At 67.4% G+C, this 16,938-nt stretch carries 10 protein-coding genes; 2 read left to right on the top strand and 8 right to left on the bottom strand.

All coding sequences use genetic code 11. From position 1 onward, the window contains the following. The first annotated feature begins 3 nt into the window (after positions 1 to 3). Positions 4 to 1,776: a GMC family oxidoreductase gene (locus tag BES08_RS00235; RefSeq protein ID WP_197524408.1), complete on the top strand. Its 1,773-nt coding sequence runs from the start codon at positions 4 to 6 to the stop codon at positions 1,774 to 1,776. Between the two features lie 4 nt (positions 1,777 to 1,780). After that, the gene (locus BES08_RS00230; protein ID WP_069707353.1) at positions 1,781 to 2,956 is read left to right on the top strand and encodes a catalase family protein; all 1,176 of its coding nucleotides are present in this window, start codon (positions 1,781 to 1,783) and stop codon (positions 2,954 to 2,956) included. Between the two features lie 185 nt (positions 2,957 to 3,141). On the opposite strand, the gene BES08_RS00225 is transcribed toward BES08_RS00230, so the two are convergent. The 8 genes from BES08_RS00225 to BES08_RS00190 form a co-directional block, all read right to left on the bottom strand. Further along, on the bottom strand, positions 3,142 to 4,557 hold the full coding sequence (locus BES08_RS00225) for a Dyp-type peroxidase (RefSeq protein WP_156799741.1): 1,416 nt from the start codon (positions 4,555 to 4,557) through the stop codon (positions 3,142 to 3,144). Next, entirely contained in the window at positions 4,554 to 5,825 is a 1,272-nt protein-coding gene (locus tag BES08_RS00220) for a hypothetical protein (RefSeq protein WP_069707351.1), read from the bottom strand. The genes BES08_RS00225 and BES08_RS00220 overlap by 4 nt, the downstream gene beginning before the upstream one ends. Before the next feature lie 10 nt (positions 5,826 to 5,835). Further along, positions 5,836 to 6,273, bottom strand: a complete 438-nt coding sequence (locus tag BES08_RS00215) for a hypothetical protein (protein ID WP_008828576.1) — start codon at positions 6,271 to 6,273, stop codon at positions 5,836 to 5,838. Between the two features lie 204 nt (positions 6,274 to 6,477). Continuing rightward, a complete protein-coding gene (locus tag BES08_RS00210) occupies positions 6,478 to 7,362 on the bottom strand; it encodes an SDR family NAD(P)-dependent oxidoreductase (RefSeq protein ID WP_069707350.1) in 885 nt (294 codons plus the stop codon). A 107-nt stretch (positions 7,363 to 7,469) separates the two neighbouring features. Next, complete coding sequence (locus BES08_RS00205; protein WP_069707349.1) at positions 7,470 to 8,366, bottom strand: helix-turn-helix domain-containing protein; 897 nt, start codon at positions 8,364 to 8,366, stop codon at positions 7,470 to 7,472. A 127-nt stretch (positions 8,367 to 8,493) separates the two neighbouring features. After that, on the bottom strand, positions 8,494 to 8,679 hold the full coding sequence (locus BES08_RS00200) for a hypothetical protein (RefSeq protein WP_069707348.1): 186 nt from the start codon (positions 8,677 to 8,679) through the stop codon (positions 8,494 to 8,496). A gap of 28 nt (positions 8,680 to 8,707) precedes the next feature. Beyond that, the gene (locus BES08_RS00195; RefSeq protein ID WP_069707347.1) at positions 8,708 to 9,805 is read right to left on the bottom strand and encodes a TIGR03032 family protein; all 1,098 of its coding nucleotides are present in this window, start codon (positions 9,803 to 9,805) and stop codon (positions 8,708 to 8,710) included. A gap of 164 nt (positions 9,806 to 9,969) precedes the next feature. Beyond that, positions 9,970 to 16,800, bottom strand: a complete 6,831-nt coding sequence (locus BES08_RS00190; protein ID WP_231958090.1) for a pertactin-like passenger domain-containing protein — start codon at positions 16,798 to 16,800, stop codon at positions 9,970 to 9,972. Positions 16,801 to 16,938: the final 138 nt, after the last annotated feature.

Below are 16,938 nucleotides of genomic sequence, written 5' to 3'. Positions count from 1 at the left end.
GCGGTGCCGCAGCCCGAACACGACTACATCGTGGTGGGGTCGGGCGCGGCCGGAGGCACTGTCGCGGCGCGGCTTGCCGAAGCGGGAATGCGGGTGCTGGTGATCGAGGCTGGGCCGGACCCTTTCGCGGGAGACGAGCGGGCTCAGGCGGACTACGCGGTGCCCGCCTTCCATCCCTTCGCCTCGGAGAACCCCGAATTCGCGTGGGACTACCGCGTGCGGCATTTCGCCGCTCCTGCAGGCGACCTCGTCAGCTACCCCCGCGCCGGGGCGCTCGGGGGCTGCACGGCGCACAATGCGATGATCTTCCTGGTCCCGCCAGACAGCGACTGGGCGCATCTGGCCACCCTGACCGGCGATCCGGGCTGGTCGCCCGAAGCGATGCGCCGCCATCGCAAGGTGGTCGAGGACTGCCGCCACCGCCCGTTCTGGCGCCTGCTCGCCCGCCTCGGCATCGACCCGACCGGGCATGGCTGGGACGGCTGGCTGCCGGTCGAGAAGGCGGCGCCGATGCGCGCCTTTCGCGATGCGGCGCTGATCCGCTCGCTGCTGCTGGCGACGCTGGTGGACGTGGCACGGGGCCGAAACTGGCTCTCGCGCATCGGCGTGTTCCTGCGCGACTGGGGCGATCCCAACGACGACAGGCGGCAGGACCGCGAACAGGTCTGCTACACCCCGCTCACCACGCGCGGCCACGCCCGCAGCGGCGCGCGCGAGCGGCTGGAGGCCGTGCGCGAGGCTCACCCCGACCGCATCACCATCCTGACGGACTGCCTCGCTACCCGCGTCCTGTTCGACAGGAGCGGGGTCGCAAACGGCGTCGCATGGCTAAAAGGCCGCCACCTTCACCACGCCAGCCCGAAGCCCCGTGCAGAAGGCGAGGAAGGCGCCAGCTTCGCCCGGCGCGAGGTCATCCTCGCAGGCGGCGCCTTCGCCACGCCGCAACTGCTGATGCTATCGGGCATCGGCGACGCCAGCCATCTCGCCAAACACGGCATCGCCTGCCGCAAGCACCTGCCGCAAGTCGGATGCAACCTGCAGGACCGCTACGAGATCGGCCTCGTCCACCGCATGGCGAAACCATGGCGCTCGCTGCAGGGCGCGACCTTCGCCCCCGGTGACCCGCTGCACCGCATGTGGCGGAAGCGGCGGCGGGGGATGTACATCTCGAACGGCGCGGCGCTTGCCGCGCTGCGCCGCTCCAGCACTGCGCGGGACCACGCGCCCGACCTGTTCCTGATGGGGCTCATGGCGCGCTTTAAAGGGTACTATCCCGGCTATTCCGCCGAGCTTTGGCCGGGGCTCGACGGCTTCAGCTGGACCGTGCTCAAGGGCCAGACCGGCAACCGCGCAGGGACCGTGCGCCTTGCCTCCGCCGACCCGCGCGATCCGCCGCGTATCGACTTCGCCCACTTCGCGCAGAACGGGGAGGCCGACCTCACCGGCCTCGTCGAAGGACTGGAGATGGCCCGCGCCCTCGCCCGCCCGCTGATCGCGCGCGGGGTGATCGCCGAGGAGGAACTGCCCGGCCCTCACCTCACCGGCGCGCCCTTGCGCGACTGGGTTCGCGCCAACGCATGGGGACACCACGCCTGCGGCAGCGCGGCGATCGGGCCGGTGCTCGATCCCTCGGGCCGGGTCCACGGGATCGAGCGGCTGCGCGTGGTCGACGCCTCGATCTTCCCGCGCATCCCCGGCCTGTTCATCGCCGCGCCGATCTACCTCGCGGCCGAGAAACTGGCCGCCGACATCCTGCGCCTGAATAGGGAGAGCTGACCCGATGCTGCGCTTTCTGCACCGCCTGCTCGAAGCGGGCCTCCACTTCGAGCGGCGCTTCGATCCCGTCTTCCGCCCCGCACTCGACGCGGTGGTGCGCATGCCGCTGACGCGGTTCTTCAACTGGACCATCAACCTCACCCGCAGCCGCGACGTGCCCCCGCTGGCGCAGGAGCGCATCGATCCCGACGAGGACGTCAGCCTCGACACCATCATCGCCGAGATGCAGCATCACCTCGACCTCGACTTCACTCCCGGCACTTACGAACGCGCGGGCAATACCAAGACGCACGGCCTCGTCCGGGCGACTTTCACGGTATTGCCGGGCCTGCCCGAGCACGTGCGCCGGGGCGTCTTCGCGGCGGAGCGCAGCTTTCCCGCATGGGTCCGCTTCTCAAACCCCGGCCCCCATGTCGAGCCCGACATCGACGACGTCGGCTTCGGCTCGATGAGCGTGAAGCTATGCGACGTGCCCGGCCCCAAGCTGATGGACGACGAGAATTCCACGCAGGACTTCACCTCGGTCACCGTCATCACCTTCCCCACGCCCGACACGCGCACCAACGCGCACCTGCAATACTGGAGCCGCCGCGAGATGGGGGTCTGGTACTTCCTGAACCTCAGGCGCCCGCACGTGCGCGACTTCATCATGCAGGCGCTGTGGAACCGTACGCTCGCCAATCCGCTGGCCAACACGTACTTCTCCTGCACGCCCTACCTGCTGGGAGAAGGGCAGGCGATGCAGTACAGTTTCCACCCCCTCACCCCCGTCACGACGCGCATTCCTCGCCTGCCGCTGCGCCCCGGCGACGACTACCTGCGCGACAACCTCGCCGCTTCGCTGCGCGAGGGCGAGGCCTGTTTCGAGATGCGCCTGAGGCTGCAGCGCGACCCGTTCCTTCAGCCGATCGAGCAGGGCGCGGTCCTGTGGGACCCGGCGCGCACGCCCTATATTCCGGTGGCGCGGATCTCGATCCCGGCCCAGGAATTCCGCTCGCCTGCACAGTTCGCCTTCGCCCGGCAACTAACGTGGAACCCCTGGCACTGCGTCCCGGAGCACCGCCCCCTCGGCAACCAGAACCGCGCACGGCAGCGGCTCTACTTCGAGATGTCGCGCTACCGGCAGGGCAAGAACGGCGAAAGCCACGCCGAGCCGACCGGGCACGAACAGTTCGACTAGGGCCTGATCGTGTTTGACTGAAACACCGTCCGTCATCCCCGCGAAGGCGGGGACCCATCTGATGACGGTGCAATTTGCCACTTCAGGAGTTGGGTTCCCGCCTTCGCGGGAATGACGATGATTGAATTGAAGTCGGTCACACGCCAGCTTTTCGCCACCCGCAAGCACAGCGAAGCAATGACGAATTAGGGCGCGTCCTCGAGTATCCGCGCCAGCCCGCCGATCCCCGGCAGGAAGAAGTACGCCCCGCCCAACACCGTCACGAAGCGCGGCAGTCCGGCGACGAGGCGCGGATTGCCATCCCCGTCGTGCCACGCGAAGGCGTCCGTCACCTGCCCGCTGCGGACCGGACAGCGGTTGCCCAGCAGCGGGTCCTGCTCGCCCGAAAGCCCGCCGAAGTAGGGGCTGGCGATCCAGCTGCCCTGCACGAATTCGAACTGCCGCGCGAGGCTGGCGTTGAGGCAGATGAAGTGCAGCCCGCACTCTTGCGCCACCGCCTCTCCGGCGATCACCGCAAGCGGCTCCGGCGCCGCGCCATAGGGCCGCCCCCGCCGCAGGAGCCGGTGAAACCGCGCCGAGGCCACCGCGTCATGGATGGCCGTGCCCTTGAACCCGAGCGAGGAAACCACATCGCGCAGGAACCCGCGCCGTCCTTGCGGATCGTCGCCGCTGCGCGGATTGGCGCGGCGGACGTGTGCGCCGACCGGGCATGCAATCCCGTCCGGGTCGCCCGCGAAAGTAAAGCCGTTGAGCCCGTGCGCGGCCAGTTCCGGCAGCGGCTGCCCGTCGATACCGCGCCCCACCATCCGCTCGGCCAGCGCGACTGCCCCGTCCCTGCCGGCAATCCGCGCGGTCCAGTCCCAGAAGCCGCCCACGTCCTGCATCAACTGGCGATAGACGAGGTACGTCCCGTTACGCCCGATCCCCCGCTGCACCGGATGATCCGCCACGAACCCGTACTCGTTGCCATGCCCCAGCAGGAATTCGCCGAGCGCGATCCGATCGCGATAGTCGCGGTCCTTCGCCCCGCCGGGTCTCAGCGTGCCCTCCCAGTCGACCTCCGGTTGCGAGACACCGTCCACGAAGCCGAACGGCTCGCGCCCGACCGGTCCACTCGCGTCGTTGACACGCAGGAGCGTGCAGGCGTCCGGCGGCATCGCGCCGAGTATCGCATCCTGCCACGCGGCAATGTCCCCCTCCCCCGCCAACAGCATCAGCAGCACATGCGGCTCCGCCTCGCCGCTGCCCCAGCGCCAGTATTCGGGCGCACTTTCCTCCACGTCCCCCAGCCGCCGCGAGCGCGAGGGATCGCCCGCCATCCCGTCGAGGAACTCGGGCGCGAAGCCGGGCACATCGTCCACCGGCAGGCCCAATGCCCGCAGTCCCGCCGCCGTGAAGGCCAGCTGGCAGACCCGCTCCAGTCGCCGCGCCTCCGCCTCGGCCAGCGTCGTCACCGCCAGCGAGCGCAGCCACGCCCGCGCCGCGCCCGGCTGCGCAACCTGCAGCAGCACATAGCGCGCGCCGCCGAGCGACCCGAACCCGCGCCCGACGAGCGCCTGCACGTCGGTGCCCAGCCCTTTCATCTCTCGGCGCCCGTTCATATCTCGGCGATCCAGCGGCGCAGCGCACGCCCGCGCGGCCTCGCCTCGAACCCCGCGCGAATGCGGGCATTACGCGCCATGTCGTAGTTGGACAGCCCTGGGAATGCCTTGAACCATACCTGCGTCGGGATCTGGTGGTGGAACAGGTAGCGCTTGAAATCCTCCTCGCGCCTCGCTCCGCCGCGGATCAGCCAGTCGGTGCGCGGATAGCCGAGGCCGTTGGAGAACGACAGGTTCAGCCCGAAGGCCACCTTGTTGATGAAGTCGTCGTTGTACGCCTCGCGGCTGCCATCGTAATTGCTGGCGAAATAGACGCGGCGCCTGTCGTCGAGGAACGTCCAGCTCGCGAAGTGGATCGTGTTGACCCGCGCGAGCCGCCCCTTGCGATAGATGTGCCGCGCGCCCCAGCCGATTACCCACAGGATCACCACCGCCAGCCACCGCCGGAATCGCCCCGGCTTGAGCGAGCCGATGGCGCTGTACTGGTTGGTGATGTCGTGGTCCTCCTGCGCCGAGAGCATGCGGTTGCGCTCCCGGTCAGGCACCGGGGCGAGCACCGGGTCGGTCTTCTCCCGGCGGCGCAGCAGCAGCACGAACGGCAGCAGACCCAGCACGATCAGCGGCAGCAGCACCAGGGCGAGCACCGGGAGCAGCAGGAAGTGGGCGATGTCGCCGAGCCTGTGCAGCAGCGGCATCTTCTGCAGCGGCGTCAGCGGCACCGCCTGCCCCGCTTGCGCAAGGATCGGCCAGAGCGTTTCCGGATCTTCCGTCCGGTGCGCCAGCCGCGCCGCGCGCAGCGCGCGATGCAGCGCCGCCTCCTCGGCAATCTGCCGGGTGCCCCGCCCGCGCCAGTTGATGTAATTGGCCGCCGTCCGGCAGCGATGGGCGCGCATCCACGCGATGAGGTCGGTGCGCGGTTCGAAGTCGATGCAGAACCCGAATATCTTGCGCAGCCCCGGCCCCGCCACCACCGCCAGCGCCTCGAGGAACTCCGCATCCCCGCCATCGTAGTCGGCGATGAACGCCAATCGCACCGGCTCGGTCACCGGCAGGCTCTCGGCCAGCGCGATGCGGTCCCGCAGCGAGGGATCGTCGAGCACGACGAACCGCGCGACATGGATGCGCTTGAGCCGCCCGAACGGCACCAGCCAGTTCTCGGGCTCTGCCTGGCCGGGAGACGAGGTCATCGACGCCAGCGTCCGCTCCAGTTCGACGCGTACGCCGAAGCGGAGGGGCGAGGCGATGAAGATGTGTCCCTGCCGGATCACGGCGGCCCGATCAGCCGCCGAACTCGAGCGCGAAGTCGATCAGCCGCGTCTTGTCCCAGTAGACCTTGCCCAGATAGAGCCCCGGCTCGATCATCCGGATCTCGTCGCGCACGTGCGATGCCAGCAGCGAGGTGTCGGAATAGTCGAGCACGATGCACTCCTTTCCGTCCAGCCAGCTCGGCTCCTTGTAGACTTTGGCGACGATCGCCTTGAGCCCGAACGGCAGGATGGTGTTGCGCAGGAAACCATGCTCGCCGTCGAAGACCTTGCCCTGCCAGGCGAAGATATTGATGAGCTTGGCGATCTCGTCCGAAACCGAGGTGCCCGGCGCGATGATCGCCGTCCCTCTGGCCTCGCCATCGGGAATCGGCCCCGCCTCATGCGCGGAAAACAGCGCATCGAGCGCAGCCTGGTCCATCTTCAGCCACTGCGATACCGACTGTCCCATGGCGATCCTCCCAAATCAGCCTGCCAGGTCTGTGCGTATCAGAAATCAATAAAATACAAATTTTTGTATGTTTAGTTAGTTACCGAGGACATTACTCATATATCAGCGTTGATTCATTCCGCCACAATACGGTCAACACACCGAACGAAGGCCGTCAATCGGAGTGTACTATTCCACACACTCTGTCACTACTGACATTGGTTGTTAAGCGGCCGGTGTCGATCCGGTGTTCACGAAAGGCTGGGCGATACCGTCCAATGGAATCGCCATGTCGGCCAGTTCGCGCTCGGCCCAGAACAACCTGCCCGTATATTCGGCCGGATTTTCGCAGGCGGAAAAATAGACGATCATTCGGGCGGGAACCGTCATCGACACTGCCACGCTGTCGTCCAATCCGGCTTCCCGCACGCGGATGGCGACCAGCTCGGTCGCGACAAGACCTGGGTGGAGGCCGATGATGAAGATATTTTTCCGCGCCAGTTCGGGCGCAAGGCAGTTCCCGAGCCGATCGAGCGCCCGCTTGCTCGAATAATAGCCGGGCACGGCGAGGCTGAATTCGCCGACAGCGTCCAGTTTGCGCGGCTCCTCCGGCATCCGGAAGACTTCGCCGCTGCCGGTGGAGAGATTGATGATCCGGCCACCGCCGCGCTTTTCCATGATCGGGACGACCAGTTGGATCAGCGTGAACGGCGCATGGACGTTGACATCGAACTGATAGAGCCAATCCTCGCGGCTCAGGTCCAGGAAGCGGGTGCTCCAGATCGGCCCGTTGGTGGCAGCGGCATTGTTGACCAATATGTCCACGCCGCCAAAGCGGTCCACCGCCGCCGCCACCAGCTTCTTGAGATCGGCTTCGCTGGCGAGATCGGTCTGTACGGGCAGCGCCGCTCCGCCGAAGGCCTCTATTTCCTGCATGGTCTCGCCAAGGCTGCCGGGCAGCGTGTCGCTGGTATCGACCGTCCGCGCGGCCAGCACCACCCTGGCTCCCCGCCGCGCGAAGTCCAGTGCGGACTGCCGCCCTACCCCGCGGCTAGCACCCGTGATGATCGCAACCTTGCCGGTCAGATCCATCTCTGTTTGGCGTTCCATTCCAGTTCCTCATCCTGCTCGACTGCCGCAAAGCTACGCAGGCCGCACAGGCGCCTCAACGCGAGGCGTTCCCAATCATCGAAATGAGGACATTTTCTTTCGCTTTGCTAAGATGTTCGGCTCCCTCTGTGCCGATGACCGTCGCGAATGCTCGACGGCAACACGCCTGTCTCCCGCGCAAACGCATGCGCAAAGCTGCTCGAACTCGAATAGCCCAGCGCCGCCCCGACAGCGCCGACCGGAACCCCCGCCTCCAGCATCCTGCCGGCCCGCTCGGCCATGGCGGCGGCGATGAACCTGCCCAGCGTCCGACCGGTCTCCTGATGGAAAGCCCGGCCCAGATGGCGGGACGTCAACCCGCATATCGCGGCGAGTTCGATGATATTCGGCAGCGGGCCTTCGGCATGGATCCGTTCGAGCACCAGGCGCATCCGCCAGGGCGCCAGTCCCCCGGAAAGGCGGCGCGTCCCAGCCCGCCTTCCCTCGATCGCGCGCGCGATCTCGACCGCTATTTCACGCGCGATGCCCTCCAGCGCGATCCGCAGCCCGATCTCTCCATTGCTCATCTCGCGGTACATACGCAACAGTAGCCATTCCAGCGGACCGCCGCTCAGGTCGATGGAGCCGAGATGTGCCCGTTCCTCAAAACTGGGCGGCCTCGCGCAGACGGATTCAACGAGGTCCGCCTCGAGGAAACAGCGCATGGCGCGCGCCTCGCCGTCCGCGACGCTTACCGAGTGGATCGTCTGGTCCGGCGGGACCAACCGGACCCGCCGCCCCCCATAGGGAGCCATCTGAGCGAGCGCGACGTTCCGGCGATCCACCTCGACCGGGCCATCGAGCATCAGCGTGAGGAAATAGCACCGTCTATCGGTATGCCAGGTGGCATCCAAGGTACGCGACCATTTCAAGCGTCGAAGTTCCGACCATCCGCCATCGAAATCGACGACGATCTCCGCGTTGAAGCTGTCGAACGCGATGGGCGTGTCGTCGGCGCCGAACAACCACCCGGAATAATGTTCCGGCGGATATTGCTCCGCGGTCCTTGTAGCCATCGACCTCTCCCAACGATGAGCCAGTGCCCTTCATCGATGCCGCGATTTCGCATGATCGCCAAGAAGGACATAATCGTCATTGGCTGTCCATGCCGGTGCATTCGATCCGGGCCGGTACATTCGATCTGGCGGCCTCCGGGTCCATTGCGCGGCCGCCCGCTTTCCAGATGCTCACCGGATCTTCGATTTCCAGATCCCGACTGCCTTCTTTTCCGGCCTGTCCGCGATAAACCGAGACGAAGGCCGCGGCAGGGGCAACCACCGCGACCTTCGCTCCCTCCCTGGGTCGTTCAAAGCTGATCGAAGGTGATCGTGCTCCGGATTTCCTCGGTCTGCGGGCCGACCGACATGGGGCAGGCCACGCCGGGCATGGCGGCGACATCGAACAACTCGGTGATGTGGCCTTCGAGGCGCACCCATTCGACGATGTGGCCGGTCGCGAGGTTCACGACCATGAGGCCGCACCACGCCTCGGCATCGCGCTTCTTCAGTTCGCCATCGAGCAACAGGCCCTTGAAAGTGCCGTCGCGCGGCTTCGAGAGTGTGACGATGGCATGGCCATGGTGGATGGCCATGCCGCGCAGGAAGCCGGGGCAGAACGCGATGTCGGTCTTCTCGCCGCTCGCGGGGTCGATCCGCACGATCTGGCCCCGTCCGCTGTCGAGCACGTAGACTTGTTCGCCGACCACGCGCGGGGAATGCGGCATCGAAAGCTGGTCGGTGACGATGCGGTCGTCGCGCACGTCGATCAGCACCCCGCCCTCATGCCGCCGCTCGCGCCACCCGCTGAGCACATCGGAGCGGCTGACGGCGGTGACGTAGCGCACTTCCCCGTCCGCCATCGCCATGCCGTTGAGGTGGCAGCGGTCCTCCGGCGCCAGCTTGGAGATGAACGCCGGCTTCCAGATCGGCCTGAAGCTGTGGGTCAGGTCCAGCGTGGCGAGGCAGCTGTACTTGGTGTTGACGAAGATCACCCGGCCGTCCCGGTCCGCGCCGACCTCATGGATATCGAGGTCGCCGATGGTCTGGGCATTGCGCGGGACCAGCACGGCGTCGAACGCCTTGTTGCCCAGTTCGCCGGGACGCAGCATGTTCTCCAGCCTCCAGAGCTGCGACAGCGAGCCGAGGTAGAGCCGCCCCGGCCGCCAGCACACGCCCATCGCGCGGCTGAAGCTCTGCTGGTTGAACGAGACGGTGCCATTGGCGTGGGCACCGACGAGGAACAGTTGCCCGGTCTGGTACGAGGTGAAGGCCAGGCTCACCCGGTGCGTGCGCAGCCAAGCGTTGAACCCGCGCGAGACGGCGATGTTGGTGGCGCCGGGTGCGAGCGTAGCCGCTTCCGCTCCCGGGGCGGACGCGCGGCCGGTGGTGGTTTGGATCGCAGCCATTCCGGCCTCCGCCTCCGGGGGGGAAGCGGAGGCCGGACGCTCGGCGGTGGCGAGATCAGAAGCGGGGCCAGAATCAGGGCCAGAATCAGAGCCGGTGTCGGTCATGTCGTGTTCTCTGCTTGTGGCGAGGGCCGGGTGCGTGCCCGGCCCTCGTGGTATCGGGATCAGAACTGGAAGCGCACGCCGGCGCGGCCGCCGCCGCCCCTGGTGCTGGACCCGAAGGTGGCGTTACCCTCTACGAAGCCGCTGACCGGGCCTTCGGAGAGGATCGTCACGCCCAGCGCCGCCTGCCCGTAGTCGCCCATGCGGCGGCCCTCGATGCTTTCTGAGGTGCCCCCGCTCACCAGCGTCGCGGCGGGCCTGCCCTCGAACTGGTGGACCCAGCTTCCCCGGGCATAGAACACCGCCTCGGTTCCGAAGACCCTGGCCGTGCCGCCGATCCGCGCGCCCAGCTTGCCGGTCAGCCCGTCGAGCTTGCCGAAGTCGATCGACTGACCCAGCAGATTGAGCCCGGCGATATCCGTCTTCTGCCACGCCAGCGAGGCCAACGGTTCGACGAACACCTTGTCGGAGCCCAGCCGCGCGCCGATCTCGCCCTGCAGGCCGTAACCGTCGCCGCTGGTCTTGTCCGACCAGTCGAGAACCCGGCCGTGCGCGTCGATCGCGTGGTGTGCATACTGGCCCAGCGCATTGCCGAACAACGCCCCGTGCCTGACCGAGCCGTAGGCACCCACGTTGACCGTGTCGAACTCCGCCCGGTCGCCGCCGCGCTCGAAATTCTGGCGCGAGCTGATGTAGCCCGCCGTCACGCCGAACACGGCGGAGCCCGCATCGTTCATCGACCCGCCGAGATCCATGCCCACCTGGAACCCGTAGAAGTCCTGGCGGTAGTCGAGGGCATAGTCGGTGCCGCCGATCGCCTGCGCGGCGTCGCGGTTGCTCACGCCGCCGTAGACCTGGCCCCACAGACGGGCGGCGGGCTGCACGTCGTCGCGCAGCTGCGTCATGTGGCTGCTCCATGCCTGCGCGGACTGGTCCCAGATCGCCTGCGCCCCTTCGCCGATCCGCGCGAGCCGATAGACCGGCGCACCGGCCTGCGCGGTCAGGCCGAAGCTGCCTGCCTCGTATGCGAGCGCATAGTGCACCAGCCCGACGTCCGGCGCCGCCATGTGGAACGCCGTCGATGCACTGCCCGCGCCGACCTTCACCAGTTCGATCGGTTTGGTCAGCAGCGTGGCATCGGATGCGCTCTGGTTGAGCACGATCCTGGTGGACCCGGTCGCCGCTCCCTGGATCACCAGCTTGTCGGCAACGCCCTTCCCGAGATCGAGGCCGAGCTGGGCATTACCCGAACCGAAATAGTCGCCGGTCAGCGTCAGCGTGTCGCCCGCCGCTCCGCCGCGCAGGTCGATGAGGCCGCTGTTCTCGAACCGCTCCAGCCCCTTGAACGTGACCGAAACCGGCGCGGCAGCCACCCGTGCCGCAGCGGATGTACCGCTCGACACCGCCAGGATGCCGCTGTTGGTGAACACGTCCCGTCCGGCACCGAAGTCGCTGTCCTTCGTCGCATCGAAGCGGCCGCTGTTGACGAAGGTGTCATCCACCGCCGTCATCTTCACGTTGCCCTCGATCAGGCCGGAGTTGGTGATGGCCGCGCCGTAAACGGTGGTCAGCTCGTCGCCGATGCCGAGGTCCGCCATGTAGACCGTGTAGCCGTCGCCCAGGTTGCGGATGGTGCCCGCGTTGTTGAGCGTCACGCCGGTGTAGGAGCCCAGGATCACCGCATTGCCGATGCCCACATAAGGATCGTCGGCCGGGTTGTGCTGGCCGCCGCCGATGACCGTCGCGCCCTTGCCGATGTTGAGCACGGTGTCGCCGCTGAAGGAGTTCATCTCGATCGCGACGTGGTTGGGTGCGATCACTGACCCGGTGACGGTGGCCTCGGCATCGCCGGCGCTGATCGTCAGGATGCCGCGCCCGCCCGAAGACACGTTGCCGACCTCGATGCTGGTGGTGCCCGCAGAGATCGTCGAGAGGCCGGCTCCGCCCTTCGAGGCGTCGATCGCCTGCGCCTTGACAGACACGTCGCCGCGATAACTGAGAGCGACCACGCCCGCCGAACCCTCGCCCGAAACGGTGACCTTGCCGACGTCCACCGTCAGCATCGGCAGCGCCTCGGCCTCGCCCTCGGCCAGTGCGACCTTGTCGCCGCCGCGCCCGGGCCTTTCGACGACCGCAAGCACGCCCGAGGCGTACTTGCCCGAGGCTTCGACCATGCCGGTGGAGACCACGTCCACGTCGCCGCCATGGCTGATCGCGCGGATCGCGTTGGCGGCCTCCCCGCTCGTCGCCACCTTGCCGGAGTTGGCGATCGATACGGTCGAGACCGCCCCGGTTCCGCCCAGCGCATAGATGCCGTGGGCGAACTGGCCAGATGTGGCGATATCACCGCTGTTGGTCACATCGAGCGGACCTGCGCCGAAGGCCAGTACGCCGTAGGCGTTACGGCCACTGGTCGAGATCGTCCCGGTCGTCGTGACCGACACGCCCCCGCTCGCCGAATAGCCGCGCACGGCAGCCGCCTTGTCGCCGGTCGTGGCGACATCCCGGGCGTGGATGGTGACCTTGCCGTCGAGGGCGGCGGCATAGATGCCGGTCGCGAAGTCTCCTCTGGTGGAAACCGCCCCGGTCGCCGTCACGTCGACGCTGGCGCCGACCGCGTAGATGCCGTGGTTGAAATGCGGCGCGGTGTAATAATAGTCGCCGATCGGCTGGCCCGGCACAAAGTCGCCGGTCGTGGTCACGTCGCCCGCAGTGATCCTGATCGCCCCGGAATAACCGATCGCGACGATACCCGCCGATCCGGCTCCGGTGGTGGTCACCGTGCCCGCCGTGATGTCGATCCCGCCGCCCTGCGCCGCGTTCACCGCGACGATGCCGTCGGAAAGGTCGCCGCTGGTCGAGACCGAACCCACATCGATGCGGATGTCGCCGCTGAGCGGCTGGCCGTCGAGGCTCGCGCCATAGACGCCCGCATAGAGGCCGGCGGCATTGTGGCCGCTGGTGCTGATCGCCGCCTGGCTGACCGAGACTGTGCCGCCCAGCGCCTGCGCAAGCACGCCCAGCGAGCGCTCCCCGCTGGTGGTGATCGTGCCGGTTCCGTCGATCGTCACGCCCTGCATGCCGAAGCCGACGATGCCGCGCGAATCCTGCCCCGAGGTTTCCAGAGTACCCCGGTTGTGGATGCCGATGGTCCCCCCGGAGATCGCGAACACGCCGTCGGAGATGTCACCTGCGGTCGAGAGGGCATCGGTGACGGTGATGTCGCCGTTATTGCCGGTGCCGAAGACGGCGGCGTAGATGCCGGTGGCGATCGGCCCCGTGGTCTTGACCTTGCCCACGTTCACGGTGACGTCGGTGCCCTCTGCGACGACGCCGAAGCCGCCTTCGGTAGCGGTCAGGATCTCGCCCGCATCGACACGGACCGTCTTTGCGCCGAGCGCCAGGATGCCGACGCCGAGTGTCCCGGTCTCCTCGACCTTGTCGACCTTGACCGAGATGTTCTGGCCGCTGACGGCGATGCCGGTGCTGTTGTAATGGTCGGAAGTGACGGTGCCCGCCTTCACGTCCACGTCGCCATAGCGCGCCGATACGCTGATCGCGCCGTCGGTGACGGTGCCCGCGTCGATCGAGACCTTGCCATCATAGGAATAGGCAAAGATCGCCGCGCTGACATCGCCATGGTTGGTGATGCTGCCGACGTCGATCGAGATGTCCCCGGCCACCGCCAGGTTGACCGCCTGGATCCCGAGTGCCTCCTTGCCCGATGTCTCGATGGTGCCCGCAGTGATGGAAATCGCGTTGCCCACGCCGTTGGTATAGGCATTGATGCCATAGGCGTAGTCGCCCGAGGTCTTCACCGACCCTGCATTGATCACGGTGTCCATCTGACGGCCCAGGCTCAGTGCCCGGATACCGTCCGAACCGAAGCCCTCGGTCGTAACCTCGCCCACATCGACGGCAAGCGTTTCGCCGGCAGAGAAACGCGCGCCGCCGGTCTTCGCCAGAACGCCAAAGGAATAGTCGCCCTTGGTGGCGATCGTGTTGCCGGTGATCGTGACGTCGCCGTAGACGCTGGTGGCATCGATGCCGCGACCGACCTTGCCCCGGGTGGCGATATCTCCCACCGTCACGGTGTTAGACCCGTAGACGGCATAGGAATACACGCCGAATGCGTAATCGCCCCGCGTGCTGATCGAACCCACGTCGATCGCGATGTTCCCGCCGCGACCGATATTGATCGCATCGACGCCGTCGGACCCGAAGCCGGTTGTCACCAGCGTGCCGGCGGTAACGGAAATGTCGCGCTCTGCCTGTCCGTTGTCGTGGACGAAGTTGGAATTGGCGTAGATCGCGGCGGAATAGTCTGCGGCCGTGCTGACCGAGCCCGCAGTGACGTGCACGGCCGCGCCGACCGCCTTGATGCCGGTGCCCAGGAACGCCCGGTTCACGTTCGCGCCGCTGGTGGTCACGTCGCCCACGTTGATGGTGGTCGTGCCGCCCGAATAGGCGACTACGCCGCGCGCCGCCGTTCCGCTGGTGGCGACCGAGCCGACGTCAATATCGACGTTGCCGTAGTAGCTCCAGCCGTAGACCGCCTCGGAACCGTAGCCGGTGGTGGTCACCTTGTCGGCCTTGATGCCGGTGCTGCCGTAGTAGGCGGCGGCGCGGATGCCGTTCGACAGCGCCCCGGTGGTGCTGACTTCCCCGGCGGTGATGGTGATGCCGCCCGACAGCCCGCCGACATTGTTGTTGGCGTTGATGCCGTCCGACCGGTAGCCGGAGGTCTTCACGGTCCCGGCGTCGATGGCGATGTCGCCGTAGCCATAGGCATGAATGCCCGCCGCGTTCGCACCCGAAGTCGTCACCGAGACGGCGGTGATCGTGGTCTTGCCGTCGGTGCGCGTCTCGATCCCGCGCGAATCGTCGCCGGTGGTGACCACGGTGCCCGCGTCCACCGTCACGTCGCCGCCGAAGAACGTGCCGTCCTCACTGTAACCGCGCAACGCGGAGACCTTGATGCCCGAGGCGTAGGCGCCGCCGGTCGTCACCGAGCCCGCATGGATCGTCGCGTCGTTGCCGAGCGCCAGCACGTCCACGCCCGAGGACTGGTCGCCCTTCGTGGTGATCGCGCCCGCGTCGATGGCGATCTGGTGATCGAGCCCGTCGGTGCTGACGCCGGTGACCTTGATTCCGGTGGAATTGCTCCCGCCGGTGGTGACCTGGTCGGCCTTGATCGCCGTGTCGCCCGCATAGGACTGCGCGTAGACGCCGGGGCTGTCATCGCCCGAGGTCGAGATCGCGCCGACCTCGAGCGTGAGGTTGCCGTGATCGAGGAAGGACTGGAAGCCCGCCGCGTTATCGCCGGTGGTGGTCAGGGAACCGATGGTGAAGTGCTGGTCGGAATAGGCTCCGTTCGTCAGGATCGCCGGAGAATGATCGCCCGCCGTGGTGATCGATCCGATGGTGGCATCGACCGTGCCGAAGCTGTTGCCGATCGACAGGCCGACCGCATCCCGGCCCAGCGCGACCGCGCCTTTGGTGACGATGCTGTCGATGTTGAGCGTCACGTCGCCATCGGCATTCTGGATGATAACACCGCGCGAACGGTCGCCGTTGATGGTCACCGTGCCGAGGTCCACGTCCACGTCGCCGCCCGTCTTCACCACGACGCCCGCCGTGTTGATGCCGTTGGTGGTGACGCTGTCGGCCTTGACGGTGAACTTGTGGTTCTCGCCCAGGTAGCCTGCCGAGCCCCCCGCATAGATCGCAGCGGAATTGTTGCCGTCCGTGGTGACGCTGCCCGCCGTAATGGTCAGCTGAGCGTCTGTGCCATAGGCGAGCACGTTGATGCCGTTCGCGAAATCGCCATGGGTGGTGACGCTGTCCGCGCTGATATCGACATTGCCGTAGATGCTCACCGCGCCCATCCCGGCCGAGCCGGTGCCGCTGGTCTCTACCGTCCCTGCAGAGAGCGAGACGTTGCCGAAACCGCCCGCGTAGGCGCCCCAGCTCTCGTCCCCGGTGGTGGCGATCGCGCCGATCGACACCTTGGTCTCGCCCATCGTGAAGTTAGTGGCGATCACCCCGTCCGAAGCATAGCCGCCCGTCTTCACGCTGTCGGCATGGACCGTGAGGTCGGTCGGCGCGCCCAGCACGGTCTGGCCGGTTTCCTCGTCGAACACCGGCGGCTGGCCCGCCTGCGCGTCGATGCCGACCGAATAGTCGCCATGCGTGGTGACCGATCCCGCATCGATGGTCAGGCTGCCCTGGGTGCTGACCCCGTAGATACCGCGCGAATAGAGCCCGCTGGTCTCGACGCTGCCCGCCGAAACGCCGATCGCGCCGCTGTAGCCGGAAACGTGGACGCCGTCGGAGAAGGCGCCGCTGGTCTTTACCGCGCCGACCTGGACATCGACCGCGCCCGAGACGCTGCCCGCGACCACGCCATGTGCCTCGCTCCCCTGGGTGGACACGCTGCCGACATGGATCGTCAGGTCGCCTGCGTCGGTGTTGCCCGCAACGCCGATCGAACCGGTGCCCTGCGTGGCGATCGTGCTCGCGCCGTCGGCGATCACCGCCGCCGCACCGCCCGAGAAGTTGGTGACATTGATACCGTTCACGTAGTCGTCGCCGGTTTCCACCACAACGCCGTCCCCGAGATGGACGGTCAGGTCCTGGGGAGTCTCGCCCGCCCCGACGCCGTAATGGATGCCGCCCGGATAGCTGGACGAGGCCGGGCAGGTCACCGCCGTCAGGGTCAACAGGCCGCAGGCCGGTGCGGCCGCCGCAGGGGCGGTGCCGATCAGCAGCGCGGCGGCGGCGCCGGTCAGGCAGGTGCCGAGCCGCAATACATGACGGCGCGGTCGTGAACGGGCGGGGGATCGGAGGTGCCGGGTGGGCTTGAGAATCGTATTAACGCGGTCGTCGTGCACGTGGTGCTCCCTGGTAGCGTCCAGGAGCAATCGTCGGTCGGGTCCGTGGCGCGCACCGGCCGGAGCCGGGCAGCGCATTGGCGATGTAAAAAACCCCGGGACCCGACCCGTTGCCCCCTCGATGCCGGCAAAACGCCA

The organism is Novosphingobium resinovorum, assembly GCF_001742225.1.
In the GTDB taxonomy this organism is placed as follows: Bacteria; Pseudomonadota; Alphaproteobacteria; order Sphingomonadales; family Sphingomonadaceae; genus Novosphingobium; species Novosphingobium resinovorum_A.
The sequence above is the reverse complement of the archived record's forward strand: the minus strand, read 5'-3'. Positions and strand labels throughout refer to the sequence as shown.

Coding starts and splice junctions, on each gene's coding strand:
- BES08_RS00230 (WP_069707353.1), top strand. CDS start 1,781: ATGCTGCGCTTTCTGCACCGCCTGCTCGAAGCGGGCCTCCACTTCGAG.
- BES08_RS00225 (WP_156799741.1), bottom strand. CDS start 4,557: ATGAACGGGCGCCGAGAGATGAAAGGGCTGGGCACCGACGTGCAGGCG.
- BES08_RS00215 (WP_008828576.1), bottom strand. CDS start 6,273: ATGGGACAGTCGGTATCGCAGTGGCTGAAGATGGACCAGGCTGCGCTC.
- BES08_RS00210 (WP_069707350.1), bottom strand. CDS start 7,362: ATGGAACGCCAAACAGAGATGGATCTGACCGGCAAGGTTGCGATCATC.
- BES08_RS00195 (WP_069707347.1), bottom strand. CDS start 9,805: ATGGCTGCGATCCAAACCACCACCGGCCGCGCGTCCGCCCCGGGAGCG.